Source organism: Pseudovibrio sp. Tun.PSC04-5.I4, assembly GCF_900104145.1.
GTDB lineage: Bacteria > Pseudomonadota > Alphaproteobacteria > Rhizobiales > Stappiaceae > Pseudovibrio.
This window is the reverse complement of the sequence record NZ_FNLB01000003.1, coordinates 42,784-69,493: the sequence shown is the minus strand read 5'-3', so window position 1 is coordinate 69,493 and position 26,710 is coordinate 42,784. Positions and strand designations below refer to the sequence as shown.

General features: G+C 49.1%; 25 protein-coding genes and 2 pseudogenes. 20 read left to right on the top strand and 7 right to left on the bottom strand.

The window, feature by feature from the left end:
• Window positions 1–1,159: hypothetical protein (locus BLS62_RS03770; RefSeq protein ID WP_200798458.1), on the bottom strand; the 1,159-nt coding region annotated here is incomplete at its 3' end.
• 235 nt (window positions 1,160–1,394) lie between these two features.
• Window positions 1,395–4,284: pseudogene (locus BLS62_RS03765) on the bottom strand (Tn3 family transposase).
• A gap of 120 nt (window positions 4,285–4,404) precedes the next feature.
• Between BLS62_RS03765 and BLS62_RS03760 the strand changes: the two are divergent.
• From BLS62_RS03760 to BLS62_RS03745, 3 genes are all read left to right on the top strand, one after another.
• Window positions 4,405–5,016 carry a recombinase family protein gene (locus tag BLS62_RS03760; protein WP_093177134.1) on the top strand — a complete coding sequence of 204 codons (612 nt, stop codon included), beginning with the start codon at window positions 4,405–4,407 and terminating at the stop codon, window positions 5,014–5,016.
• Window positions 5,017–5,533: 517 nt separating this feature from the next.
• Window positions 5,534–5,866 carry a putative periplasmic lipoprotein gene (locus BLS62_RS30695; protein ID WP_143521498.1) on the top strand — a complete coding sequence of 111 codons (333 nt, stop codon included), beginning with the start codon at window positions 5,534–5,536 and terminating at the stop codon, window positions 5,864–5,866.
• Window positions 5,867–6,272: 406 nt separating this feature from the next.
• Window positions 6,273–6,572, top strand: a complete 300-nt coding sequence (locus BLS62_RS03745) for a helix-turn-helix domain-containing protein (RefSeq protein WP_093177218.1) — start codon at window positions 6,273–6,275, stop codon at window positions 6,570–6,572.
• On the opposite strand, the gene BLS62_RS03740 is transcribed toward BLS62_RS03745, so the two are convergent.
• Both BLS62_RS03740 and BLS62_RS03735 read right to left on the bottom strand, forming a co-directional pair.
• Window positions 6,552–6,983, bottom strand: a complete 432-nt coding sequence (locus BLS62_RS03740) for a hypothetical protein (protein WP_093177126.1) — start codon at window positions 6,981–6,983, stop codon at window positions 6,552–6,554. The genes BLS62_RS03745 and BLS62_RS03740 overlap by 21 nt on opposite strands.
• Window positions 6,980–7,521 (bottom strand): annotated as a pseudogene (locus tag BLS62_RS03735) (recombinase family protein). Before BLS62_RS03735 ends, BLS62_RS03740 begins: the two are co-directional and overlap by 4 nt.
• A gap of 550 nt (window positions 7,522–8,071) precedes the next feature.
• Here BLS62_RS03735 and BLS62_RS30990 point away from each other — a divergent pair.
• Both BLS62_RS30990 and BLS62_RS03730 read left to right on the top strand, forming a co-directional pair.
• Window positions 8,072–8,245, top strand: a complete 174-nt coding sequence (locus tag BLS62_RS30990) for a hypothetical protein (RefSeq protein WP_159436483.1) — start codon at window positions 8,072–8,074, stop codon at window positions 8,243–8,245.
• A gap of 20 nt (window positions 8,246–8,265) precedes the next feature.
• Complete coding sequence (locus BLS62_RS03730; RefSeq protein ID WP_093177123.1) at window positions 8,266–8,817, top strand: hypothetical protein; 552 nt, start codon at window positions 8,266–8,268, stop codon at window positions 8,815–8,817.
• A 161-nt stretch (window positions 8,818–8,978) separates the two neighbouring features.
• Here BLS62_RS03730 and BLS62_RS03725 read toward each other — a convergent pair whose 3' ends face one another.
• On the bottom strand, window positions 8,979–9,143 hold the full coding sequence (locus BLS62_RS03725) for a recombinase family protein (RefSeq protein ID WP_093177229.1): 165 nt from the start codon (window positions 9,141–9,143) through the stop codon (window positions 8,979–8,981).
• Window positions 9,144–9,825: 682 nt separating this feature from the next.
• Here BLS62_RS03725 and BLS62_RS03715 point away from each other — a divergent pair.
• The 3 genes from BLS62_RS03715 to BLS62_RS03705 are packed head-to-tail and all read left to right on the top strand — an operon-like array spanning window position 9,826 to window position 13,594.
• Window positions 9,826–11,223, top strand: a complete 1,398-nt coding sequence (locus BLS62_RS03715) for a 3'-5' exonuclease (protein WP_093177217.1) — start codon at window positions 9,826–9,828, stop codon at window positions 11,221–11,223.
• A complete protein-coding gene (locus tag BLS62_RS03710; protein ID WP_093177214.1) occupies window positions 11,220–11,894 on the top strand; it encodes a DarT ssDNA thymidine ADP-ribosyltransferase family protein in 675 nt (224 codons plus the stop codon). Before BLS62_RS03715 ends, BLS62_RS03710 begins: the two co-directional genes overlap by 4 nt.
• Window positions 11,891–13,594 carry an ADP-ribosylglycohydrolase family protein gene (locus BLS62_RS03705; RefSeq protein ID WP_200798457.1) on the top strand — a complete coding sequence of 568 codons (1,704 nt, stop codon included), beginning with the start codon at window positions 11,891–11,893 and terminating at the stop codon, window positions 13,592–13,594. Before BLS62_RS03710 ends, BLS62_RS03705 begins: the two co-directional genes overlap by 4 nt.
• Before the next feature lie 232 nt (window positions 13,595–13,826).
• Here BLS62_RS03705 and BLS62_RS03700 read toward each other — a convergent pair whose 3' ends face one another.
• Window positions 13,827–14,420, bottom strand: a complete 594-nt coding sequence (locus tag BLS62_RS03700; protein ID WP_093177227.1) for a recombinase family protein — start codon at window positions 14,418–14,420, stop codon at window positions 13,827–13,829.
• A gap of 725 nt (window positions 14,421–15,145) precedes the next feature.
• Here BLS62_RS03700 and BLS62_RS30985 point away from each other — a divergent pair.
• The 11 genes from BLS62_RS30985 to BLS62_RS03650 all read left to right on the top strand — a co-directional run bounded on the left by BLS62_RS30985 (window position 15,146) and on the right by BLS62_RS03650 (window position 25,032).
• On the top strand, window positions 15,146–15,289 hold the full coding sequence (locus BLS62_RS30985) for a hypothetical protein (RefSeq protein ID WP_159436482.1): 144 nt from the start codon (window positions 15,146–15,148) through the stop codon (window positions 15,287–15,289).
• A gap of 118 nt (window positions 15,290–15,407) precedes the next feature.
• Complete coding sequence (locus tag BLS62_RS03695; RefSeq protein WP_159436474.1) at window positions 15,408–16,217, top strand: phosphotransferase; 810 nt, start codon at window positions 15,408–15,410, stop codon at window positions 16,215–16,217.
• On the top strand, window positions 16,214–17,548 hold the full coding sequence (locus BLS62_RS03690) for a glycosyltransferase family 2 protein (protein ID WP_159436481.1): 1,335 nt from the start codon (window positions 16,214–16,216) through the stop codon (window positions 17,546–17,548). Before BLS62_RS03695 ends, BLS62_RS03690 begins: the two co-directional genes overlap by 4 nt.
• A gap of 34 nt (window positions 17,549–17,582) precedes the next feature.
• Window positions 17,583–18,575 carry a glycosyltransferase gene (locus tag BLS62_RS03685; RefSeq protein ID WP_093177207.1) on the top strand — a complete coding sequence of 331 codons (993 nt, stop codon included), beginning with the start codon at window positions 17,583–17,585 and terminating at the stop codon, window positions 18,573–18,575.
• Window positions 18,572–19,459, top strand: a complete 888-nt coding sequence (locus BLS62_RS03680; RefSeq protein ID WP_093177204.1) for a phosphotransferase — start codon at window positions 18,572–18,574, stop codon at window positions 19,457–19,459. The genes BLS62_RS03685 and BLS62_RS03680 overlap by 4 nt, the downstream gene beginning before the upstream one ends.
• Complete coding sequence (locus BLS62_RS03675; protein WP_093177202.1) at window positions 19,456–20,322, top strand: class I SAM-dependent methyltransferase; 867 nt, start codon at window positions 19,456–19,458, stop codon at window positions 20,320–20,322. Before BLS62_RS03680 ends, BLS62_RS03675 begins: the two co-directional genes overlap by 4 nt.
• Complete coding sequence (locus BLS62_RS03670; protein ID WP_093177199.1) at window positions 20,252–20,986, top strand: polysaccharide deacetylase family protein; 735 nt, start codon at window positions 20,252–20,254, stop codon at window positions 20,984–20,986. The genes BLS62_RS03675 and BLS62_RS03670 overlap by 71 nt, the downstream gene beginning before the upstream one ends.
• The gene (locus BLS62_RS03665) at window positions 20,983–21,594 is read left to right on the top strand and encodes a shikimate kinase (RefSeq protein WP_093177196.1); all 612 of its coding nucleotides are present in this window, start codon (window positions 20,983–20,985) and stop codon (window positions 21,592–21,594) included. Before BLS62_RS03670 ends, BLS62_RS03665 begins: the two co-directional genes overlap by 4 nt.
• 17 nt (window positions 21,595–21,611) lie before the next feature.
• Window positions 21,612–22,241, top strand: a complete 630-nt coding sequence (locus tag BLS62_RS03660; RefSeq protein WP_093177193.1) for a nucleoside/nucleotide kinase family protein — start codon at window positions 21,612–21,614, stop codon at window positions 22,239–22,241.
• A gap of 32 nt (window positions 22,242–22,273) precedes the next feature.
• On the top strand, window positions 22,274–23,317 hold the full coding sequence (locus tag BLS62_RS03655) for a nucleotidyltransferase family protein (protein ID WP_093177190.1): 1,044 nt from the start codon (window positions 22,274–22,276) through the stop codon (window positions 23,315–23,317).
• Entirely contained in the window at window positions 23,314–25,032 is a 1,719-nt protein-coding gene (locus BLS62_RS03650) for an ABC transporter ATP-binding protein (protein ID WP_159436479.1), read from the top strand. Before BLS62_RS03655 ends, BLS62_RS03650 begins: the two co-directional genes overlap by 4 nt.
• A 169-nt stretch (window positions 25,033–25,201) precedes the next feature.
• Here BLS62_RS03650 and BLS62_RS03645 read toward each other — a convergent pair whose 3' ends face one another.
• Complete coding sequence (locus BLS62_RS03645; RefSeq protein WP_244283491.1) at window positions 25,202–26,194, bottom strand: IS5 family transposase; 993 nt, start codon at window positions 26,192–26,194, stop codon at window positions 25,202–25,204.
• Window positions 26,195–26,235: 41 nt separating this feature from the next.
• Here BLS62_RS03645 and BLS62_RS03640 point away from each other — a divergent pair, with 41 nt between their 5' ends.
• The gene (locus tag BLS62_RS03640; protein WP_093177181.1) at window positions 26,236–26,559 is read left to right on the top strand and encodes a hypothetical protein; all 324 of its coding nucleotides are present in this window, start codon (window positions 26,236–26,238) and stop codon (window positions 26,557–26,559) included.
• The last annotated feature ends 151 nt before the right edge of the window (window positions 26,560–26,710 follow it).

Below are 26,710 nucleotides of genomic sequence, written 5' to 3'. Positions count from 1 at the left end.
TTTCACCACCAGCTGCATTGCTCAGCGCGCCAATGGCAGTCTCCGTGCCAAGACCTGCAATCACCAAAGCTTGCTCGGCCAGCAAGGTTCCGCTGTTAACCAGATCACCGGCAAGGCTCAGTGTCAGGCCTTCTTTGGCCAGCAACTGACCACTGTTTTGAATACCAGCCTGACTGGTCAGGATCACAGAGCCTTCCGCAGATCCGATCAGACCATCATTGGCAACAGAGGCAACCGCAAGATCAAGACTGGCAGCCCGAAGTTTGGCTTCTGCGGTGTTAACAAACGCACCGGTGGCACCGCCAGAGGTATTCTTAAGTGTCAATGCACCTTCACTGGCAATGTCACCACTGTTGGTCACCTTGCCGTCGACCTTGAGTGTCGCATCTCCCTTGGCAACAAGACGGCCTGAATTGATCAGATCACCGCTGTTGGTCAGATCAAGCGTACCGCTCACAGCACCAATCAGGCCGCCATTATCAAGCGAGGACACCCGTGCTGTCACGGTGGAGGCCTTGATTTCACCACCAGCTGCATTGCTCAGCGCGCCAATGGCAGTCTCCGTGCCAAGACCTGCAATCACCAAAGCTTGCTCGGCCAGCAACGTCCCGCTGTTAACCAGGTCACCGGCAAGGCTCAGTGTCAGGCCTTCCTTGGCTAGCAGCAGGCCTCTGTTTTGAACACCAGCCTGACTGGTCAGGGTCACAGAACCTTCTGCCGATCCGATCAGACCATCATTGGCAACAGAGGCCACGGTTGCGTCAATACTTGCGGCCCGAAACTTGGCTTCTGCGGTGTTCGTGAACGTACCCGTGGCACCGCCAGACGTATTCTTCAGCGTCAGCACACCTTCACTGGCGATATCACCGCTGTTGGTAACCTTGCCATCGACCTTGAGTGTCGCATCCCCCTTGGCAATCAAACGCCCAGAGTTGGTTAGATCACCGTTGTTGCTCAGATCAAGCGTACCGTTAACGGCGCCAATCAGTCCTTCATTATCGAGCGAGGACACCCGTGCTGTCACGGTGGAGGCTTTGATCTCACCACCGGCCTGGTTGGTCAGGCCGCCAATGGCAGAATTAGGCCCAAGGCCAGCAATCACCAGAGCTTGCTCAGCCAGCAAGGTCCCGCTGTTAACCAAATCTCCGGCAAGGTTCAAAACGGCATCCGCATTGGTGCTAATTGTCTGAGTGTTTTTCAAAAAGTTTGTGAGCGAAGTTCCAGATCCGCATCGAAACTAGAGAGCTGGCCATTATTTACAATGGAGTATGCAGCAACATTTACGCCAGAACCCAACAACCTTGCTTCAGCGGCATTTGTGAAACTGCCTTGTGAAACGATTTTAGTCTGGGGTCTGTTCAGGTTGAGTGTGAGATCCTACGCTAAGCGTTTAATTAGCGTTTTGGCCATCTGTACTCGCCTGTAATTAGAATGTGGGCCCACCCAAGGGGTGAGATGTGCGCTAGAAGCTCTGGTGAACAGTCCAGGCCCCTACGTTTTCGTTGTGCAACGGCCTTACCAAGCTGGTCAGTATTCCAATAGATTATGATGGCGGCAAGCAAGTTGAGGCCAGCCATTCTGTAGTGTTGACCTTCTGTCGTACGATCACGGATTTCACCCTGACGCCCGATCCTCAGCGCATTCTTTAAGGCGTGGTGAGATTCACCTTTGTTTAACCCAATCTGAGCACGGCGCTGCATACTTGTATCAAGCACCCATTCAATTATAAAAAGTGTCCGTTCAACCCGTCCCACTTCACGAAGGGCGATAGCCAGATCATGCTGTCTGGGATGGGCGGCGAACTTTCGCAGGAGCTTACTGGGAGGCATGACCCCAGCCTCCATGGTAGCTGCGCTGCGCAAAATGTCTGGCCAGTTGACCTCAATTGTGCCTTCGCGGACTTTACCACCAATCAACCCCTTCAATTCTTTAGGAACGCCGGTTGGATCAAATACATACAAACGTTTTGATGGCAGATCTCGAATGCGAGGGATAAACCGATACCCCAGAAGGGATGTGACTGCAAAGACATGGTCAGTGAACCCGCCGGTATCAGCGTATTGTTCTTTGATGTTTCTGCCAGTTTCATTCATCAACAAACCATCAAGAATGAACGGCGCTTCACTCACAGTCGCTGGGATATTTTTGGGTGGCAAAGGGGCCAAACTGATTGGATACATGGGTGTAGGCTTTCAGTCCTGGCTCATTGCCGTACTTCGCGTTGATGAGGTTCATAGCCTCTCCTTGCCGAGTTGTTGGGAAGAACTGGCCATCACTGGATGCGGTTGTGCCTGCGCCCCAATACCGGGCCATGGGTAAGGCAGATTGTGCTTTTATCACCATAGCCAGTGCCCTATTGATGGCGTCACTTTCTATATGCCAACGAGATAGGCGCGATAGCTGGAAATAATCATGTGTGTTGGTGGCTTCTGCCATTTTGCTGAGGCCAAGATTAAGCCCTTCTGCGAGCAGCACATTGAGCAGCCCAATCCTGTCTTTGCAGGGTGCTCCCGTGCGCAGATGGGTAAAAGCATCTGTAAAGCCAGTGGCCTTGTCCACTTCCAACAGCATATCGGTAATTCGCACATCCGGCAGCCGCCGATAGAGATCAAGGACGAGTTCATCTGCCTCAGTGGGGACGTCGGCAGACAAACGATCTAGTTTCAGGATGCCATTCTCAATATTTCCTCCTGGAATGGCACCCGTTTTGGCGGCAATAGCCAAGCGTTTTAGCCCGTCAGCCATACGTATCTTTCGATCATTCAGCCACTCCTCAGGATCGAACGGTACAGTCAGGCGGGATGAGGCCTTCGCGGATTCAATCGATACCAAAGCTTGCTTTAAATCACCGTAGCGCCGAGAGTGCGCCAGCCAGATATCGCCAGACCGAAAGGCATCGCGCAGGTGGGACATCACAGCCACTTCCCACAAGCGGTGAGTGTCAGGGGCAGCGGTCTTGAGATGCCGGAGCCACTTTGAACTCCGTCGCAGAAAGGTTATGGGCCTTTCTTCTATGACTCTATTTTCCTGAATAATACTGGCCGCAGCCATCAGCGGTTCCACAACCGATGCCGCCTTGATATCTAACGCACGCAGCATTCGCGGCGCATAACGCCTAAATCGATGATAGCCATGAATGACATACGCCAATGGTTCTGCCGATATCGTTTTGTTCAACTGTGCGGCCATGGCGACAAGGCCTTTGAGGTTGTGCCATCCACAAGCGGTTGCGACTGCCGGATCAAGTGGTGCATTTTCCTCTTTTGCTTCCAGCAACGCCGCGCCTAACTCTTCAAAAGAACGCATAGTCTCTCGCAGAGATGCCTTGGCATCCTTGATCTGTGAATCACATACCCTTGCTGCATCTCGCCAGGTTTTGCCCACAATACGATCATGGGTTTCCACAACGGCATCTGCTATGGCAGCACGCCATTCCAAAACACAAACCGCCAAAATAGCGAGCCTCCGATCACTGGAAATATCCCGCAAGCCGTCTGTAAAATAGCGTTCACCCTGTCGACGCAGGCGGGTAATCTGATGGGGAGGAACGCTGCTCACCACATCAAGAGGCAACTCAACACCCTGCAGAAACTCTAGCCTATCCAACAACCGGTTGATGTCCGCCGAGTTCTTGCCAACCTCAAATTGGCGCAGCCAGATAAACCGACTGACCCGACCCTCTACGTTTTCGGTAAGAAGAGCATCAAGCTGTTCTTTCATCACATTAGTCAAGCGTTCAACGATACGTGTTTCAATCCTCCGTTCAGCGGCGACTAGGGCATCAGCGCATAGGCGCTCAACCGTGGTCATACTTGGTAAGATGATTTGCGTGTGCCGGCACACCTTTATGAATCGCTTCACCAAGTCCTCATTGGAGTGCGCCACCTCAGCCTCGCCGGCAAGCCAAACCTTCAGCTCGCGTGCGGCTCGCCCGGAAAACATTTTGTAGCCGTAGATTGATCGCAGAGCGGCGAGGTGTTCATGACGCGTCTCCTCACGGGCCGCGTACTCCATCAGGTCATAGGGCTTCAGATTAAGTTGCGCAGCAAGAAACTGGGATATTTCCTCGGGGATCACTTCACCGGGAGTAAGTAATCGTCCTGGAAAACGTAAAGCGCAAAGCTGCAGAGCAAAACCGAAGCGATTGTGGGCCCGACGTCGTGTTTGAATGTACTCGAGGTCATCATCAGCCAATGTGTAGTGGCGAAGTAACGAGGCTTCGTCGGTGGGCAAGCCGAATAAGGTTGCGCGTTGGCGTTCTGTTAAGATGGTGCGGTGTGCCATGTTTCTTTTGCTTTCTATCAGGGGATTATTTATCTTTGTTTGTGATATGCGAAAAGGAACATGTTCAATGGCTAATTGCGACGCTGAAGGTCATGTATCACAAACGTACGTTTGTGAAACATGCTGATCGGCTATGCTCGGATCTCAAAAGCTGATGGTAGTCAGTCGCTTGACTTGCAACACGATGCGCTGATTTTAAACGGGGTTGACGTGGCCAATTGCTATTCAGATCGTGCGCCAGGCAAGAAAGAGGCCCGCCCAGAGCTTGAGGCGTGCCTAAAAGCCTTGCGAGAAGGCGATACCCTTGTGATTTGGAAATTAGATCGCCTTGGGCGCAGCCTGCACCACCTCGTCAACACTGTGAATGATCTGTCGAAACGCGGTGTGGGCCTTAAGGTGTTAACCGGCACGGGTGCGCAGATCGATACAGCAACGTCAGCAGGCCGCTTATCATTCGGTATATTTGCGGCGTTGGCAGACTTTGAAAGCGATTTGATCCGCGAACGAACAATGGCCGGCTTAGCCGCTGCCCGAGCACGAGGCAGAAAAGGTGGCCGCAAATTTGCACTTTCTAAAACTCAGGTTCGTATGGCCCAAGCCGCAATGAAAAATCGGGGTACATCTGTTGCCGATCTTTGCAAGGAACTGGGCGTGAAACCAGTCACTCTATACAGATACGTCGATCCAAATGGAAATCTAAGAGACTATGGAAAACGAGTCCTAAGCTCTTAGCGTAGGATTTCGCACTCAGCCCGAACAGACCCCTGATTGCCGAGCGCAGAAGCACCGATCCGAAGACAACGATCAACTCATATGGTGGGTTTGTTCGCGGCTGTGTGGCCAAAGCTCAGGCTGGCGATCTGCATCTACACAAATCTGTTTTCGGCCTGCTCAGCAAGGGAAACCTTGATGAATAGTCGTAAAAAAAGTGGGGCGCTGCCCCCGATCGCTGTCAAGGACAAGGGAGCTATCGCTCCTCGGACCTCCCGCCTCCCCATCCTTCCTGTGTGAATTCGCGCCGGCAGTTCCGGCCCGAAATTCACACAGGAAGGACACGACTGCAACCGCTAATCGCTCCTGCAGGTCGGCCTGCGTGCAAGAGCACTTCGGTGGGAGAAACCCCACCAGAGGCCCGATCCTGACAGCGCTCTCCCCCGTTTTGATGGCGGGAAAATGAAACACGCAATGAAAGAAATCTCGCAAATTAACCCAAATCGAAATCCGATAAACCTCTGAAATGGAACCATTAATGAAAAAGATATTTGTTATTATTGCCGCTACCATGATGCTGGCCGCGTGTCAGACAACATCTGTTGTGGTCTCATCAAAACAGCCGCCCCGTGTGGTGATGCAAAAGCCTCTTCCAGCAGCGAAAAAGGCTGTGATTGAAGAGTTCAAAAGCAGAGGCTTCAAAGTTACTCGCAGTGCGGCACTACGGTTGTCGTGGAGCAGATCCTCACCCCAAACAGTGATGAGCGAAAACAGCACGCGTCCTACAGTGATGGAGTTCCTCGTGCCCGAGCTGTTCTGCGGTTCAGCAATGTCGATGGCGGGACCCAGGTCGCAAGTTCCTACGACATGATCATCAATCCGGGCAAAGCCAATCAGGAAAAAGTGACGTTGCTGGACAGCCCTGATGGTGCGCGGCTGCAGGACTTCTGGAAAGCATCAGGTGAGGGTTTGAGCTTAACAGCATGAGTAATCTGTGCATTTAGCCAAGCATGCCTTGAATAGAGATAGGCACAAGCTTAGCGTTGCAAGTTAATATGAATTTTATTTGAAATATTTGGAGACAGGCAAAAGCCAAACCCTAAATAACAAAAACCCCGGAAGCCGGAGGCCACCAGGGGAATGCTAGAACAAATAACTCGCACTTATTTTCTAGCATCCCCAAAAAATTGCTGCAAGACAAAAAACGCATTTATGCGACAGGTTTTTTGCGGCCTTTTTTCAAGGTCTCGGGTTTTTACTCAAATATGAGAGAAACCATGACTATGAATTGTAATGTTGCGTCGTTTCGCAAACTGACGCCTGCTATCATCGCCAGTCAGAATTTGGCAATGGCAAATGATATTGTTGAAACCACCAAAGCCGAAGTCTCAATCGCGATTAAAAAGGCTGCCCCTGCTCTGGGCATCGATGGAACCGACTATCATGTTCTTGATATTCTAATTGGCTTGTCGGCTGCTGCTGATTGGCTACCAACCGCCGCCCGCTGGTTGGCCCTATGGGCACATAGCTGCATATTTGGCCATCTTGAGGAACAATCAGCGAACTTTAGCTATTGATTGAAGCAGCACGCGAACCTGTTCGGGCGAGAACTTAAATAGTCGCCCATCAGAGATCCGTTTCGCTGAGATCGGGTATTTGGGACGCCTAGTATCCAGGCCAGCAATGCGGAAACGCTCTTCCCCATCACTAAATATCTCGCCGTAGTTTTCCTTCTTTAAGCCATATCGCGAACACAGAAGTTCAAAGAGTTCTTTGTCTAAATCCTCATCCTGGCCCTCTGCCACCGGAACCTTTACCCGCAGCACCATTTCAAAAGCATCGCCTCTGGATTTGAGACGCTTCCCACCTTGCTCAACTTCCAGCCCATGAGTTTCCGCAATTTTACGACAGGCTTTCAGCATTTCCTTCTCAAGGGTTTCGCTCAGGCGGGGTGTGATGCGCACATGTTTTTCACGTTGGCTGGTCATCGGTTCTTTACCTTGTAAACTGTTCCTCGAGAGACGCCGAGCTCTCGGCAATCTCCGTTGGGCTCTGGCCAGCAGCAAGCCGCACTTCAATCTTCTTTGTATCAATCTGTGGCGGGCGGCCTTTGTAAGCACCTCTTGTCTTTGCCGCCGCAATGCCTTCTGCTTGTCGCTCGCGGCGCAGATTGGTTTCGAACTCTGCAAAGACACCGAGCATATCGAAGAAAGCTTTGCCGGCAGCCGTTGAGGTGTCGATAGGCTGCTCAGTCGCAAACAAATGAGCACCCTTGTCTTGCAAGCGCCGTGCAATAACTTGCAGGTCATGCATAGACCGGGCAAGCCGATCAATGCGGGTGACCACCAGAGTTTCGCTCGGATGGATAAAGTCCAGGATTGTCTGCAACTCAATACGCTCTTTGAGAGAAGCCCCGCTCTTCTGTTCCGAGCGGATCAGATGACACCCAGCTGCTTCCAATGCAAGAACTTGCGCTTCCAGATTCTGATCGGTGGTAGAGGTGCGAGCGTAACCGATGCGAGACATAAATTTGTTCATTTGGGTATGCCATGAGCCATTTCTGTTCACTAACACAAATTTAACCCAAAATGAACAAGATACCGGGCTCACTCTGTGTTCACTGAAAGTGTGAATTTGGGTATACTCTAAATACCGTGCAATTCGTTCTCCATCTGATCTTCAAGATGGCCAAATATGCAACTTCGTGCCCACTGGGCCTACCATGGGTAAAATTGTACTGGCGAGTTGAATCCGCGTTTCGATATATTAGATACATTCAACATTTAGCGAGCCATTTGAGCTAATAGTAAGCCCAGTTTTGAATTTCCAAACCTCTAAGCTTATATTTGAGACCTCAATGTAATTTGAATAGAATTGGAGAAATATTGACTTGCAATCGGATGTTTATCAATCTATTAAAATTTGACAAATATTGAGTTTTCAAACATTAATTGTAGTAAAAACAATTTCATCATTAGTAAATTTCATTTAATTTCCCTAACTAATCATTTCAATACTACATAGAGTGCATGTTATAATTTATGCAACTTTCACACATCACGCAAGGGGATATATTATGTCCGTCATTTCAAGCTCATTTAGTAGCGTTTATAGTTTTTCAAAAACAATGAATAAATCACCAAAAGAGGCTACCAGTACACAAGCAGAAAAGACCAAACCAGCACCTGAGGTTGCCTCCCTACAAAAAAAGCAACTGATATTCCAAAGTCAAAAGCGATTTCAGAAGTAGCATCCGATGCTCGCTCTGCTTTGGATGCCCGCTATAAAGAAACTGGTGTCACTTCCAGTCAATACCGCAACATCACGGGTACATTCAGACGAGAAACGTTTGATGCTCTTGATTTTGATCGGAGAACTTTCTTTGCAATTGCCAGCAATGAAGGTGGGCAGTTCTCCACGGAGGAAATGAGTGCAGCTAAGTCCGCGATGGACGATCAAGAGCAGCAAGCAATGTTCGGAGATGTTCCTAGCCTAAAACCTCATTTACAAGCATCTAAAGATCATATTCTTTTTCTTGAGAATGAGGCGAGCCCAGAGGAGAAAGCTTCCTTTGAATGGGCGAAGGCACGAGCAACAGCTCAGGTCGGTTATCAAAATCACGCTGATCACGGGGATGAAGATTTTAAATCTGACAATCCCATTGTTAACCGATTATTGGTTGCCTACGAGGAGCTATTTGAAGCCTATAATAAAGATATGCACTCACGCTTGGAAGAAATGCCGTCCTATGCCAATGCCCAACAACAATGGAAGGATGAGAGCACCTCTTATGGCGAGTACAGCATTAACTTTGTCGTCTAATGGTTTTGCAAGGAGGATGCCAATTACATGGCATCCTCACGCGTAGAGAATTTAGTCCATTTCTAGGCATGGTTCAAACCAAGTGAACACTTTTGTGTCTTGCGGGATAAGAAGGAGGCATATTTAATGCCGCCCCATGGCTGAATGGCGTGTGCTCGGTGTTAACTAAAAACTGCTGTTTTTGAACCATGCCGGTTTTCGGAGATTCCTGAAGCCGTTTCTTTGAAGATGCTAATGACGTCATAATCACCGCGCTGCGCAAACGCCGTCAGTTCTGCGACCTGCCGATCACAGGATTGGTCTGATGTGGAAACCCGAGCGTAGATAGCCGCTTTTTTGTCTCAATTGAACCCCCTTGGATTTTGACCTTGTAAGACGTTGATTTTACTGGCGCTCAAATTGTCCTGAACAGACTACTGATTAACAAGGACCGTAATTCAATCTGTCAACGAAGGGCGCAGCTACCGCTGGATCGCTCGCGATCTCGGTATCAACAAAAATACCGTCCTGAATACCATGAAGCGCATAGCAAAAACCCTTAGGGTGTCATTCTGCCCCATACCGGAACCGACCCCATGTTGCACAAACGATCAGTTTTGCGACGGCTAGAGGTCTGCAATGCGGACTTTACTGCCGTTCGCTGCGGTGCAAAAAATGGAAAGAAATATATCGGCATCGAGTTATATTGGGCCACAAGCAGCCACTCAGGTGGTTCCATCAAGGGTTGAGACAATTCGCTTTTTTTTGGGCGTAGCCTTTGCAGATACCCAAATAATTTCTTTGTGAATACTTGAGCGCCCTAACCCGCTATTCGAGACAACTCTGCTTTATGTTGCATTTCTGCCTGTCATCACAGACGTTAACGCATTACACAGGATTGGAATGACATTCGATTGATCTGCAACAATATATTAGGCGTAAAATTTTCATGAGTGAATATAATTATATATTCGCTTTTAGCAATGAAGTGTGCAAGCTGCGGGAGGTCGATATATACATAGGTAGATTATGAAACACTTGGGGCGCATTACGGCTTCATCGGAACAGCTAAAATTATTTAGCGCAAACCAGTCCGGCGCAGAACTAATACGGGGCTCTGCGGGAAGTGGTAAAACCACAACTGCATTGCTCAGATTGACTTCGTTGGCCAACATGCTGCGAGCAAGGAAAGATCGTGTCGAAGATGATAGCCCCGTCCGAGTTCTTTTGCTCACCTTTAACAGAACGTTGGCTGGATATGTTCGGGATTTAGCTGAATTTCAAGTGATCGACCAAAGTCACCATATTGAAATTTGCACCTTTGCAAAGTGGGCGATGAACAATACTGGTGTTACAAAGATTTCAGCAAATTGTCGTACTACGCTTAAACAACTGGCAAGTGGATTTAGTGGCCTAGATGCATCTTACGTTGATCAAGAAGCTGAATATCTTCTTGGTAGATTCGAACCGGATAATCTTGAAAAATACATAAACACGGAGCGCAGTGGTCGTGGTGTAAAGCCACGTGTTGGAGCAGGCCTCAGACGTAAAATTCTCGACGAGGTTGTTTACCCATATTTGCAGTATCTTGATGATGAAAAATTGGTGGACTGGAACCTGCTGGCCATAAAGATGCGCCATGAGGTGTCCTGCCTTGGATATGACATTGCCATTGTTGACGAGAGTCAAGATTTTTCTGCAAATCAAATTAGAGCAATTAAGCATCATTTGGCCGATGATCATTCTGCAACGTTTGTGATCGACACCGCACAACGAATATATGCGCGAGGCTTTACCTGGGTTGAGGCAGGCATTGATGTTACAGGCAATCGGTCTCATCGCCTGCATGAAAACCATCGAAACACGAAGGAAATCGCTGCTTTTGCATCTGGTATCTTGCAAGGCATTTCTGTGGATACCGACGGTGTTTTACCTGACCTAAATGCGGCTAAAACAACTGGGCCGCTTCCCCAGGTGATTTCGGGCAAGTACTCCATGCAGATTGCTTGGGCGATTGATTACATTCATTCAAATGTTGACCTTGCAAATGAAACGGTTGCATTCTTGAAGCCCGAGGGAGGTGAGTGGTTCAAGACAATCAAAAACGAACTCAACTCTGCGGGCATTGGCTTTGTCAATATGCAACAGAACCCTGACTGGCCTGAAGGCAGCGACAATGTCGCGATTTCGACATTTCACTCCGCAAAAGGGCTTGAGTACGACCATGTGATCATTCTCGGTTTCAATCAACAAAATACGCATTTTGGCGATGAGGAGATGACGGATCAGATTCAAGTCCTTCGTCGCCTTCTGGCGGTTGCTGTTGCGCGTGCAAGAAAGCAGGTAATCGTCGGATTTAAACCTGGGGAAGAGTCGAGGTTAACTGACTTTTTCGTGGCGAGTACGTACAAAGGTGTGGCGCTTTGAGTTTAGAAGCGATTATCGACCAAAGAAACATTTTGGAGATTTTGCATTTTTCGACCAACCGCGGGTTAACGGGTGCGCTAGCTAGTCAAGATCTGCTTTCTCGCCCACTTTTGGTAGAAAGTGATTTGCTCCGACACGTTCTTAAGTTCAACTCCTCTGAGCGCCCAGAGCAGTCTATCTACTTTGATAAAACGGAAGACTGGATCAGGTTTGTTAATCTTTCAATTTCTGAGATCAACAGTAGATTTTTGGACGTTTCCAAAAGCTGGCATAAAGATGATGCGGATTGGTGGTGTATCCTTTCCTTTGACCCACAGGTGATGACGCACGAGGGGGTATGGTTCGCAACAACAAATAATAGCTATGACTGCTGTCAGCGAGGACAAAATGTCGTAGGATTTGAAGCACTGTTTGCACCCAGGGTAAATAGAAAAACCAAAGGATACAATGGACCTTGGAGTGTCTCTCGTGGCACAAGACGAGCGCACTTGCCGACCTGTGAACAGGCAGAAGTCTTATACCCAAAAAGACTTAGTCTAGATCACTTGAGAGCGGTATATGTCGAGGAAGATGATCACCATGATAAGGCGGTAGGATTGCTACGAGATTTCAACTACAGTGGTGTTGAAGTGTTTGTCAAACCTGAGAAGTTTGGAGGGCAGGGAAATTGAGAGATCATATCGAAAATGCTCCAGTTACCTTGCACAGTCAGCCTGACTACGAGCGCGCGGTGACTAATTCTGCCCTCTGGGCGGCAGCAGGCGATGCGATTGGTTGGATGACTGAACTTTCTAGAGGCCCAGGTGGCGTGAAACATAGAACAGGCCAAGCGACCGTCTCTGAGCCAATCGCTTGGCTGCGGCTAATAGGAGGACGAAATGGTGTTAAGGTCGATTTGCCGGCGGGCACCTATTCAGATGACACCCAGCTCAGGCTTTGTGTTTCCCGAGCTATTCGCGGCAATGGCGTTTTTGACGTGGAAGCTTTCGCAAAAATTGAAATGACTGCTTGGCAAGGGTACTGCTTGGGTGCTGGCGTTGGTTCCAAAGCAGCAGCAGCCAACCTGTCTAAGCGAGGCGTAAATTGGTTTTCAAATTTCTTTGCTACTGATCGCCAAAGATATACCATGGCTGGCGGCAACGGTGCAGCCATGCGGGTTCAGCCTCATGTTTGGAGCGCAAAAGGTACTCTTGATGAAATGATCCTTCGTGTCATGCGTGACTCGATTGTTACACATGGGCATCCTCATGGTTTCTGCGGCGCTGTTTTTCACGCTTTGTGCCTTTGGGGAACAATGGTCAATCGTGAGATTCCATCAATTTTAGAAGCAAAGCAATTCATTGCCTACATGGATAAATTGCCCGGTATTATCGACAGAGATAACGAGCTTGGTTCTATCTGGAGGCCATCATGGGAACGAGAATCCCATCAGAGCTTTGAAGAAGCTATTCAGAAGTTTCAAGAAGAAGCGTTTCATGACATCTCGCTGGTAGAGATGTTTTTCAATACGCCTTCTTCGCCAAACTACCACGAACTACTAAGTCATCTAGGGTGCCTAACTGACAAATTTAGGGGATCTGGGTTCAAAACGGCACTAGCAGCTCAAGTGCTCTCACTGTTGCACACCCCAGAAAATATCACGGATGCGCTTGTCCAGTCTGCAAACGAGTTGGAAAGCGATACCGATACAATTGCAACGATGGCTGGAGCACTTCTGGGTGCTTTGACAAAGCATGAACCGACTTGGAAAATTCAAGACCTCGGTTATCTTAAATCGGAAGCCCATCGGATGGCTGATATCGCGCGAGGAGCGGATGCAATAAGTTTTTCTTACCCAGATGTTTCTGAGTGGGAACCACCAGCAAACCAATCAGATGCTGTTGTTCTGTGGAAAGATGTGCTCGCACTTACCGGTATTGGTGAGTTGGAGGTTCATGGAAAAGAATATCCTTCTGGAAGCTCGGTTTGGCAATGGTTTTATCTACCCTTTGGGCAAAGTGTGCTAGCAAAGAGGCGTGCGAAAATTTACTCATCTGTAAATGAAAATCAAATGCCCCGTGAACCGCTATTGTCAAAATCAGCTAGTGGTCACGCTAAGCGCAGGATTGAGCAAAACAGTTTTGAATTTGTTAAACACCGAGAGTCCGACAGTAAGCAACGCAGTGAAAATCATTACTCACAGAGAGCGATAATTGAGCGTTTCCCGGGCCTAGACAAAGCAACCGACATTGTAATCACTTCCGGTTTCGATGACGCAACGATTGGGCGTGTCATTAAACAATGCATTGATGATACAGGCAGTATTGATCTTGTGGTTAGTCTTTCAGCAATAATATCAAAAGCACGCCTTGTTCGTACTAAGCGTAGGTAACCGTGTATTCAAACAGCTTGTAGTGCGTTGAGTTGTTGATGCTATGAGTGTTCGATTGCGGGAGGTTGCTTGTCGTCTTACAACCATTGTAAAGGTTAGCTTTCCGCCCTCAGCAGCAAGCAGAATGAGATCGACCTAAAGTTGAAAGCTCGTTCTGCTTGGGGAAGTTCTATATCAGGTCGAATGTCCGGTATGGTCACTGAGCTACCTTCTACATTGATGGCAACCCACATTAGTCATCACTGAGTGATTGCGCTTCCAATTGCAGGCGATGGTAGATTGAAGATCTGCTGACCCCAGCTAGCGTTGCTGCTTTCGCGATGCCTTGCCACTTCCCGTTGTTATCTGGATGAAGTGTTATGTGTGGCCTTAAAGCCTGCCACTGCTCGTCGGTTAGCTTTTGCGGCCTGCCAAGCTTCACACCCGCAAGCTTGGCACTCTCCAAGCCTGACCGAGTACGCTCGCGAATTACGTCACGCTCAAATTGCGCAAATGCTCCCACCATATGAAAGTAGAGCATTCCGCCTGGGCTATTCGTATCAACCTGTTCCTTAATGGAGTGTAGATGCAAACCACGCTGCTCCAGATCCTCCATCAAAGCAAGGAGGTCTTGCAGGGATCGGGAAAGACGGTCCAGCCGCCAAACGACAATGGTATCCCCGTCTCGTGCTTTATCGAGAAGGCGCGCGAGCTGAGGTTTGACAACAGCATTGCCCCTCACCCCTCTGTCAGCTAGAATTTCTTCGCAGCCAGCCTCCTGCAAAGCTTGCTCTTGCATTCTTAGATTCTGCTCTTCGGTAGAGACACGAACATAGCCAAAAATCATTTTTGCAGCCTGTTTGTCCAAAAACATAAATATTGATAAGATGCGACAATAGGAATTTAAAACTAACCCACTGTGTTTGCTAATTATATTATGGTTTCAGCATGTACACAAGTCGATGTACAAAAATAAAATAATTGAATTACTTTTGTACATTCGCAAAAAACAGGTTCAAAAACCCAGTATTTTCAATGCACCCTTGGCCGTTATGGACATGTACAATAACGGTGGTTAATTGACATTTTTAACTAGCTTGCTGAGTGCACGATATGACTGAAAAAGCACTTTTTATTTTTGGATACTCTTTCTATAGCTCCCCCAGTCAGTGCATTTTGAACAACACGTCGGGAGCAACAACAATTCTATCTGAAACAGCTACTTATCCGTAAGAAGATCCTGAACAACCGGGGGCTAACGAGCAATAAGAGCCAATAGGATTTGTGCCGGACCACTTGGGTGTCGCCTCACGGCTAACGCATGAAGCATATTCGTGCAACAACCTCGATGTATTGCTACAATTCTATCATCGAAAACATAACAACCTTAGTATACAAATCGAAATGCATTGTTATATTTGCAGTGTTTTATGTATTGAGTATAATTTTAATTATACTGTATTGATTGCCATCTATAATAATAGACGAATTATTTTCACTTTACATAAAAAATATAATTACCATACAGTTATTATTGTATACTTCCATCAATATACAATTAGGAGAAGAAGAATGCCTACATTAACACCAAAAGGTGGTATTCCATCTATGAATACTATTAAGGGACCAAAAGTCATAGTCGTAAACGGCGCCAAACTTCATGTAAACAGCATGATTTCGGGCGGCAGTACGGGCGGCGGTAATTACCCTAATTGATACAAGTGTTCCAAATTAGAGAAGGGAAGCAACTCCCTTCTCTCCCTCACCTAAGCCTCCGAAAACGCTACGGCTAGTGGTGCAATAATAACGGAGAAAGAGTAAAGGAATACGGCTAGTGGTGGTGGAAATTTTTCGACTGCGGCAGCAGGGGCATAACGCATTCGTTTTTCAAGGTGTAGCAGTACACTGTATCAAGGGTTACGATCCGGCATATATAAAACGCGAAGCGCTGTGCCGGTGTCTCCCACGAACGGTGTTCCAAGCACTTATCGAAGAGCCGCTTGGTTGTGTTGAATACGATGATGGCCTAGTTCTAGTGGAGCGCGAAGGCAGGCTGATTGATAAGACGATCAACGATCATCTTCACGCACTTGGTCAGTTGTTATCAATATTGCATACCGCCCCTGTAGCTGAGCTAGATATAGAGGGTTTTAAGAACGATTTACTCTCCACATCGCGCTACTGCCCGCGACGAATATGGGATGCGCTTTGCGCGCCGCTAATATCTAATCTACGCGGACTAAAGGTTTCTGAGCGACTTTTCGAGTCTCTGAATTTTGCTGAATCTGTACGAGAAGACCCAATTTGCTTGGTTCATGGTGGGCTGCATGACCGAAACATGCTGTTGTTCGATGGTCGGTTGCGACTGATCGACTGGAGTAGCGCACGTATTGATCACCCATTTGTGGATCTCTCGCAGTTCATCATTAGTTCCGCGCTTAGCCCCAGTCAGGCTCATACCTTCCTAAGCGCTTACATACCCTCAACCCCTCTGACCGAACTTATCGCTTTCATTCGGCTCAATATCGTCTGGAATATTCTCTATATGCCATTTCATCCCACGTATTTACAAAGTCAGAGAATCTGGTTGCAGGAAGACCCTGAGTTCAATCAGGCTCTGTGCACTGCGGGATTACTATCTTGAGCACACTGATCTTTACACTCACTATTTTATTATCCACTGTGGTCGTGATTAATATATTGCGTGCATGGCGTTCTATCTCTTATCTTCAGTCCACAGCGAAGAATACATCAGATAGCACGCCTACCAACGGTTCTACATGCGGCAAGAAGATTGTTGTCGTGATCCCGGCATTGTTGGAGCGTGATCGCTTGCCGGGGACGATAACGTATTTTCTCAATAACATGAGATCACTACACTCGCTTAAAATAGTCATCTGCACCACTGCAAGAGAGCCCTACAAACCTGGTTCCGGTCAGTCAACGTATGACCTTGTGCAGGAAATGATTAGTCATAATCCGCAGCAAGGTCTACACTTGGTCCATGATCCGCGCCAGAATGGATCAATGGCGCATCAGATTAATTTTGCCTTTACAGAGATGCGACGCACAAGGATGATAGGCGACGACGATTACATCGCAATATACAACGCTGATTCTCGCCCTCACCCGGCGACAATGCGCTGGGTTTACTCTCAGATTATCAATCAAAATACATTTGATGTCTTTCAACAATCTGCACTATTTATAAGAAACTTCAATGATTTAAATGGTATTTTGGCCAAGGCAAACGCGCTTTACCAAAGCTTCTGGACACTTAGCCATGAAATTCCTCGGTTGCTCAACCAATCTCATGGGTTCCAATTTCAAAAGCGGTTTTACAATGCGCATTGTGTAGGTCACGGTTTGTTTATTCGGGCTGAGCTCTACGAAACGTTGGGTGGGTTGCCCGAAGATACTCTCACTGAGGACTTAAATTTTGGTTTCCGCTTGCGGGCAATGGGTAAGAATATTTCGCCCATTCCCTATCTCGAGAACGCCGATGCTCCATCGACCTATCGCGCTGCGTTTCGGCAAAAAAAGATCTGGTTCTGGGGACCGATGTTGTACCCATATTACTGGCTGCAACACCTGCGCGCGCGGCGAACGCATAGATTCCGCGCTACGGTAATCGCACTTCAAGGCTGGCTTAGTGCTTGGCGATGGCTGGCGGCAGGTCCGACTGTAGCACTCCTGTTTAGCACCACCGTTATGGTTGGGCCATCAGCAGAAATGTTTATGGCCTTGGCAGCCATTGCAGCCTTCTGCCTTTCTGCGCCGCTGATGGTTCTCCGCGCTTCGCGCGTTGATAAATACATACCTCCGTTACGGATGTCTCCCGGTGCGATAATCACCATTGCTGCGGGTTGCCTACCGCAGATTATTGCACACAGCTATGCGGGTATGATTACTCTAGGTGCAGGGGTGCGCTGGCTTGTCACCGGCCGCTTGCCGGCCAAGCCAAAAACGGAGTGATATAGGCGGGAAACTCAACTACGTGGAGACTCACATGACGTTACAAGAGCGTCTAATCGCACATCAAAACACATATAGTAAGTGTTTCAGGGCAAAGCCGTCAGTTTTGCTATCAAGCCTACTCACCTTAAACTGCGTAGTGCCCTTCTATCGCGCCGACCAGACGATCCGTGAAACCGTGCTTTGTCTCCAACTCGCATGTGCCTACGCGCTAAAACAAGGAGTCATACACCATGCCTCCATATGCGTAGTGGTCGATGGCTGTGCTATGCCCGATCTAAGTGGGATACCGAACGAGCCGCAGATCCAGATCGAGACGAAACATCATTTCGTTAACAAAGGCCGCGCAGCTGCGCGTAATACTGGTCTGTTTGGCTCTCTCTGTGCGCTAACAGCCTTCGTTGATGCAGACGTTTGGGTAGACCCTGCTGCAATTTTCCGCCATGTCGCCATCCATCACCAAATGCTAACCGCAGGGAGCACTGCCATTACTTTTGGACTATTTGAGACGTTCAAGGTCTCGGCGAACGAGGCCAAACGTCTGACCCGCACGGATTTGAAGGGGAGCACTGGAGCGCTCGACTTTCGTATCCTATGTGACTTTAAGGAAGCGTATACTTGCTGCTCCGAAGATGCAGCTTTTGTCGGTCGTCGGTTCGAGATATTCCGTGACACAAATGACCTAAACGCATGGCCACGAGAAGGATGGTTCGGACCCTGGATGTTGCCCGAGATGTGTCTCGGAGGCTTCTTCATGGTACCCACAGGCGAGGCACGATCTGTAGGTGGGTTCGATGAATCCTTTGATCAGTATGGTTACGAAGAGACTACCTTGGTAGCGAAGCTAATGGGACTGACAGGTGCCAAACTCGTCCCCTTGAAAGATTGTCGGAACCTTCACATTGACGTCGTGGACGGGGCGCAGTCGCGCGCCGACAAGGATGAGATGCTACGCAAGTCTTACTTAAAATATCATAATGAGTTCTTGAGCCAAGAGCATAAAAACCAGGAACTAGAATTGCAATGAACATCCGTACCTCTATCGACGCTATGAACCAGACCGCACGACCCGACGCCAGCCTTAAGGTCTGGCGGCTTGATAAACACGGGGCGCTGATGGCCGGTTTTTCTGACGCGATAATATCAATTAGCCCGCAGGATTGCGCTAAGCGCGCGCTGACAGTCGCAGCTCTGGACATGTTAGGGGGCCGAACAGACGAATTGGCGATTCCGCCCGCGTCAACGACGATCCTCGAACGGGCGGTCATAATGATCTACCCAAGGGGGGAACCAGCCATTAGCACCCCGGACAGCTGCGCTGCCGCGATAAAGCTGCTCAAGGGATTACATTCTGTAGAAGTAACGAATCCACCAAAAATCCTAGTGAATCCCTTTCTCGTCGACGGACGTTATTGTCCGCTGTCGGCTTGGGACTCGTTGTTCGCGCGAAGAGTCACTATGCTGCCGAAGCAAACCAGAGAAGCAGTACTGAAAACGTTCAAAATGTCTTGCGAGAGCTTCAATCGCAGCACCATCGCTAGGATGAAGGGGTGCTTGATACACGGTGATGTACAGTTTGGCAACATGGTACGACTTGACGGAACACTGCGACTGATCGATTGGGAAGATGCTCGGATCGACCACCCACTGATAGACTTGGCGCAGTTCCTCTTTGTCAATGCTATCCCACAATCTCAGATCAGAGAGGTAATACGTGCCTACGACCCAGCTCTGACCACAGAGGACCTGCTGCTGTTCGGCTACCTTAATTACCTATGGACCTGCTTTTTCATGCAGGAAAACCAAGATCTGATGCAAGCAGCCCGTACTTGGGCAGTCGCACAGAATCTTCCGGAGGCGCTTTGTGAACTGTCGGAGGATCAAAAAACAACCAAAGGGAAGTCGTCATGAAAACTGCAATTTTCGCATCGTACGACGAGACATTCTATTCAAACATCAGAGAAGGAGCTTCCGTTTCGGCGGACAGGATATTAAAGATTGTCTTACCTCTGTTGTGCCCTACCTCTCTCATTGATGTTGGCTGTGGTGATGGAGTCTGGCTTCAGGCCGCTCATCACTTGGGAGTGGCGGATCTTACTGGCTGCGATCATGCCGTCAGTGCGCTTTCTGGGTCCTTTCCCCCGGGGTGCTCTGTACGAGACATTGACATCGAAACAGAGTTTGCGCTGGAACGGACATTCGACTTAACGCTTTGCATGGAGGTGGCTGAACACCTCGCGCCGCGGTCCGCAGAGGCCCTCGTCGCGGGGCTCACGGGATCATCCAAGGCAGTTCTCTTCAGTGCAGCCATCCCGTTCCAGGGCGGTGTTAATCATATCAACGAGCGTCCCCAATCCTACTGGGTCGCACTATTCCAGCGTTTCGGATTTCGATGCCTTGACATAATCCGGCCGACGATTTGGTCGGACGGAGACATCGCTTGGTGGTATCGTCAGAACTGTTTGCTGTTCGTGCCTGCTGACAGCGGTATCACAGCAGGAGCGCTGCCAGAAGGCAATATCCTTGACCTCGTTCATCCCGATAACCATCGAGAAAAGATCGAAGGTATGTTCGACAAACGCTACGTGGTCCCTCCACGGAAAACGGAAAATAGGCAACTGCTACAGCCGCAGGTAACAGCAGAGATGTTGGGTGCAGGATTACGTGTGTTGGCCCCAAGTACCAACATCATCTGGACATCTGATGTTGAGGTTCTGCGCGAAGTCTATACCGCCATGGTCAATGCAGCTACCAATACCGTCGACAAGGTTTGACTCAATGCCACGGACGCTAACACTCGTATACCATAGGATACTGCCGACACAGGCAAAAGACCGCTTTGCTTTATCGAGCAACGTTTTTACACAGCATCTCAGGCAACTCACGCGATTTGAACAGGCAACTGGTATTAGTACAAGGATCACTTTTGATGACGGCTGCCAGGGTTTTGCTGACACCGCATGGCCCCTTCTCAAAGCCTGCAGGCGCGAAGCCATGCAGTTTATACTTCCAGGTCTCGTAGGCCAGGCAGCCACTTGGATTGAAAATAATCCATTCCCATTGCTTAACTGGGGAACACTAAAAGTACTTGTGGACGATGGACTGCGCATCGGCAGTCACCTGATGGGTCACACGCACATGAAGAGGCTTTCGCTAAAGGCCCTGCGATATGAGGCGGACCGGTCTAGAACTATATTACAGGCACAACTCGGGATCGAGGTGCAGGAGGTTGCTGTACCTTACGGCTATTGCTCGCCGGATCAAGCCCATGCGCTATTGGATGTGGGATACAACAGGGTGCATTTGGTGTATGGCCCTTGGTTCAATCCCGCTGACTATCCAGAAGAAGTGATACCTCGCATGGAAATGCGCGGCGACAGGCGCTTTGAGCACTGCCTCAACCTAAACCAGTTCGCAACCTTGGATATTGGGCCATGAAGACGAAGTACACTTCTTCCTCCAGTGAAGTAACGCATAGGCTTCGCAAGTTTTCTGGCGTAGTGGAGCATTTTATCTTTCTGATTGGCCCAGGCGGCGTGGGCAAGACGACTACGGGCCCACACCTAGCTGCCTTGCTTAGTGTGCCCTTCGTGGATCTGGACGACTATTTTTGCACTAATGTCCTAAACATTCGGGCATTCATTTCGAAGTATGGCTACGAGGAATATGTCCGCCAAAACTCCCGTTGTTTCCGGGAGATCGCCTCGAATAGTAAAGACGAGGCTGTTGTCACTCTATCATCGGGTTTCCTGATCATCGAAGAAGCAGCAGAGGTGGTAACCGCCAATCGCGAAATGGTACGTCGTCTGGGCCGGACAGTCCTGCTGATTCCTTCGCACGACCAAGAGATCGCCGCCGACGAAGTAGCCCGGCGTCAGGTGGAACGCGGCTTTGGCTTGCGCGAAGAGAACGAGCGTCGGAAGTTCGTTGAACGGCTACCAGTCTACCAGAAGCTTGCACAGTACGTGGAAATTTCCAACGGAGACCCTGCGGAGATCGCTTGTCGCATTGCACAGCAACTGCGTGGCAAGATGGATATGACCTGAGTGAAAATGGAGCGGTGATGTCAGACAAACTGGTTGATACATATGTCTTTAAATCTGACACGTTACCTCGGCATGTCGGTATCGAAGGTCTTGGGTATTCAGGTAAAACAGTGCTAATCGAGAGGCTGGCGGCCATGCATCCGCAGTTGGCCACAATTCCTGAATATTATGAATTGAACGGTTGTAAGTCCTTTGTCTCTCAGGGACAGCTGCGTAACCGATCTGTACAGCGGAGGGTTCTGGCCCGCCTCGTATGTCTTGAACGTCAGCGCCAACGCATGATCGGAGCAAGCATCGCAGAGAGACTACTAACGGTTTCGGACCGGACTTTTTTCAGCTGCATTGCCCATGATTTTGCACGTGGCAAGGTTGAGCGAGGTATCAACTGGCAAGCAACCCAGCAGATTTTCTCACGAAAATCCTTCCGCGCGCCAGACATGATCCTTTTTTTGACGACCCCTGATCACATCAGCTCCCAGTACGCCGACAGGATTGGTATTCGCCAGGACAGCATGACACGCAATCCCATCTTTCTAAATCAATATCGGGCATATTTTGACACCCACGTCAGCCCGATGATTGACACCCGCTTCGTTACGGCCAGCGAGGCTCATTCAATAGTCCGCGCCTTGTTGAACAAGACCTAGGCCTATTACCCCCGGAACAGGACACTCGAAAAATGGACCAGGTCAATAAAGTTTCACTCAGATTGTTGGCTAACATCCCTGCGATGTTGCATCAGGAAAAGCCAACATATCCGGTCTCGCCCAAGGCCTTCCGTGCTGTGGCAGCAGAGCTATTCAAGCGCCGGATTGATAGCCTTTACTTCCGTCAGTTTGAACCACAAGCAGCACAGCAGGCATTTTATCAATTAGTATTCGATGCGCAGCGCAAGGCTTTTCAGGAAGTCAACACAGCGGCCATAGCGAAAGGCTGTTCAATTTGCGCCTACAAAGGACTTAACTATATCCATAATGTTCTGGATGACGTGCCAATCAACATGATGCATGATATCGATTTAGTAGTGCCAGTCAACCATGTTCCCGTTATCAAGACCATCCTGCGCGAACAGGGCTACATCCAAGGCGACTTGGTCCAAGAAACGTTGCAGATCCTCCCCCAATCCGAGTCCTACCTGAAAGACTACGATAGCAACAATTATGAATTATATGCCTTTACTAAGTTAATAGATGTGCCTGAGGCCGCCACCTCCAACATGCTTCAAGGCCCGGTCTACGCCGTTTCATCAGACCGAAAGATAGCAATAAGTTTCGATATCCATGTGGCGCCATCTCTTGACATCGGCCCGGAGATTATCTGGGAACGGGCCTGGGATGCTCCATCTCTTAAAGCCCAATGTACCGATATTACCGTTCAGGTCTGGCTGTCGGCGTTGCGCTACTATAATGAAGTGGCGCTGAACCAGCGTCGACGCAATATTCGAGAATTGGCCTATATTACCTCAGCTATTAGTCGCTATACCCTCGATTGGGAGTTACTGCAAAAGCTGACCCACAGCTATGAAACCCACCCCCCGATCTGGTACACCTTCGCCTTCTTAAAGAATACTTTCGGTCTTGATATTCCGCCAAATATTCTAGAAAAGTTACATCCTCAGGTAGGTAATCGCACCTTCGATTTCGGCTGGCAGTATCCCAAGCTATTTGGTCTAATTGAGCAACTTCCGCAAAACGATCTACGCGAAGGAATGATATGTTCATGAATAGATACCCGCTTAGTGGACGTCTGAGCCTGCTTTGGCCCTTCCTCGTGGCGAACAAGTTTCTTGTCGGTGGCGCATTACTGGCAGGAGCCCTGAAATTTACCATCCCACTAATCATAATCAGCCTAACAGCCGAAGTCATTGACACGATCACATCTACGACTGTGTACGAACCTCAAGTAGTGCACGATATCCTGTTTTCTACTACGTGGGTAATTGCACTTGTCCTGTGCATCAGTTTACCCTCCGCGTTTTTCCGTCAATATTTGACGGATACGCTGGTGGTGCGCGCCGCCAGAGATCTACGGATCCAGGTCTTTACTCGGTTACTCGATCTTCCCTTCCTAAAACGTACCCAACATCGCGCTGGAGATTTGGGTGCCAGACTGCTAACCGACGTCCAGCAGACCGCTTCACTTTTGGGTGAAGGATTAATCTACTTCTGGATTGACCTAGTTTCAATCATCATAGTCTCTGTCTTTATTCTCTATGAAGACTTCCTAGTTGGTGGTCTTTGTTTGCTGGTACTACCGATCTACTACTGGTCTTTAGGTTACTTCCGTCAAAGGATTCGCCACTTATCGCTGGACGTGCAACGTGACCTGGGCTGCTTGTCTGCGCATGTACAGGAACGGGTACAGGCAGTGCAAATGATACAAGATCATGGTGCCGCCGCTTTCGAAACGCACTCCGCGCTACAAGTTTTCGACCAAGCCCGTCGCTCTGCTCAACGCCGCTCACGCATGAAAAGCACCAGCGTTATGGTTTCGAATTTCCTAACTCAGCTACCTTCCTTTGTGGTTCTAGGCGTCGGTGGGATTGTTGTTGCGCAGGGGTACTTAACCGTCGGATCCTTCGCAGCCATTACACTCTTCGTACGGCAAATTTTCTGGCCACTCGACAACCTCGCTAATTTTAACGTGAAGCTGGCCGCGGCACAAGGTGCGATGGACCGCCTATTAGAAATTCAAGAACCCGAAAGTCGAGTACAAAAAAATGAACATATTGCAGACGAAGTGCTTTATGTGAAGTCACTAACCCTCGACCAAGTTTCAGCAAGCTACGCTGGAACAGATGGAGACGTGTTACTCAACGTCACCTGTCGTGCTGTACTCGGCGACTGGGTTGCGGTCGTTGGTGAAAGTGGCACGGGCAAGACTACGCTAACCCGAATTCTGATGCGCTGGTTGCCAATGACGCAGGGTAAAATTCTGGTCAACGATGTTTCGATCGAAAATGTTACGCTTGGAGCTTGGAGAAATGCGATCAGTTATGTCTCTCAAGACAATATTTTACTCAGTGGTAAACTGATCGACAACATTGCATACGCTAGGAATCCTCCTGACTATGACCGTGCTTGGCAGGTCTGTGAGGCAGCATGCGTCGCAGATTTCATCCGTAGTTTACCCTGCGGAATGGACCATCCGGTGACTGAGTTTGGCAACACCCTTTCCGCCGGACAGGTGCAGCGTCTATGCTTGGCGAGAGCGCTTTACCGGAGGCCTCAAGTGCTAGTACTTGATGAAGTCACCGCCAATTTGGACGAGACTACTGAACGCAAGGTATATGCAGCCGTGCGGGACCTAATGCGTGGTGGAATCATCATCTCTGTAGCTCATCGACCCGCCGTCATGTCATTCGCAACCCATGTCTTGCGGCTAGACAGAAATAGGCACGGGTTCCACTTTAACCAACAAGAAACTCGACAGAGCTAACTACGGGCGCTATCAACTTAACGCTGGCACCAGTTCTGATGGTTAAGTAAGGAACATGACTTCGTAACCGCCCGCTCAAGACGCCATGATTTGGGCTTGACGCTGTGATTTTGGGCGCTGTTGCACAATTCGAAATTAGCTTGCAGCTTGCCCAATCCCATGCATCTGATCATGCAGAAACCTTCTCGAACGTGGCGCGTCCGAGGGCGGTCATTGTGTTGAGAACGGCGACTCCAAGTTTTGCCTCTGTCCTCTGATTGTTCAACTTTCGTGACCGGAGCGTGGTCCCGATCACCTGCTTAAAGCGACCCATCAAAGTTTCGCCTCGAGACCTTCGGCCATATCCGGTTTGCTTTTGCCAAGACATCCTGCCGTTCTTTTGAATGGCAAGAATATCCCGGTTGCGAGCAGTGGGAGTGGTCGTAGCCTGTGAGCCGGGGATAGCTGTTTTGGGAGGTGGAATGATGACCTCGATACCTTCAAAACGGTCTGCTAATTCTTGCCTCACAGGCGCCCCATCATAAGCGCCATCACCAAGGAACGTGGCAACTGTATCTTCGATCTGATCCAACAGATCCGGCACAACGGTTGGATCACCAACATTGTCTTCGGTCAGTTCAGAACATACGATTTCGCCGGTATTCAGATCAAGGCCAAGGTGAAGTTTGCGCCAAGTTCTGCGCTTTATCCTGGTTCCATGCTTGGTTTCCTGCCATTCTCCGGCACCAAAGATCTTAACGCCTGTACTATCGATTACCAGCTCTACTGGCTCTGAGTTCGTTCGCGGTTTGGGATTTGAAAGTTTCAAGCCATCTGCGCGGCGCGACAGGGTTGAAAAGTCAGGAACCGGTAAAACCAACTCCATCAAATGGAACACAGACCTCACAAACCCTTGAGTCTGCCTCAAAGCAAGACCGAATACGACCCGGATCTGCAAACAGGTTTCAATGGCAAGCTCTGAAAACTTGGCGGGCCGTCCACGTCGTTGGTTCTCGGGTGCAAACCAAGCCTTGGCAGCGCTCTCTTCAATCCAAACCGTGACATCACCGCGACGACGCAAGCTTTCATTATACTTCGACCAGTTCGTCACTTTGTATTTGGCTTTGGCAAACTTATGTCGGCGATCGGCATTGGCTTTAAACGGCATAAAGTGAATCTTCACTGAAGGAAATATCAGCCGGAATATACGCCTGAAGAGTATTTATGCAACAGCGCCCCTTGCGGGCGCTTCTGGGGCCGCAGAAGGAGCGGGCAGGGGAGCCAACAGCCCCAAGTGCGGCGCAACTCGCGCTTGCCGTGGCAATAGCGGAGCGCCAAGGCCACCCTCTTCCTGATGAAGCTAAAAGCACTGCAACGGCTCTCAGTGGCTGGATTGATGCAAATAACTTTGCCAGCGACAGCCAAATGAAGTGGGTCGCAAAGTTTGTTGATGAGGGCAAAATCAAAAAACCTAAGGGCTATCCCGACAAGGTAAAACCCAAAGACGCCAAGGCTATTCTTGATAAGATGTTCAAGAAAAAAAAGTGACGCACTAAGATCATTCAAAAAGGTGACCGTTTGACATGCAAAGCACATTGCTATCTTAAAAGACGGATGAAACTGGCCGTAGCCAAGCTATAGTAGCAGGAGGGAACTATCGAGTTTACAGCTGTAAACAATCTCCTGAAAGGACCTATAT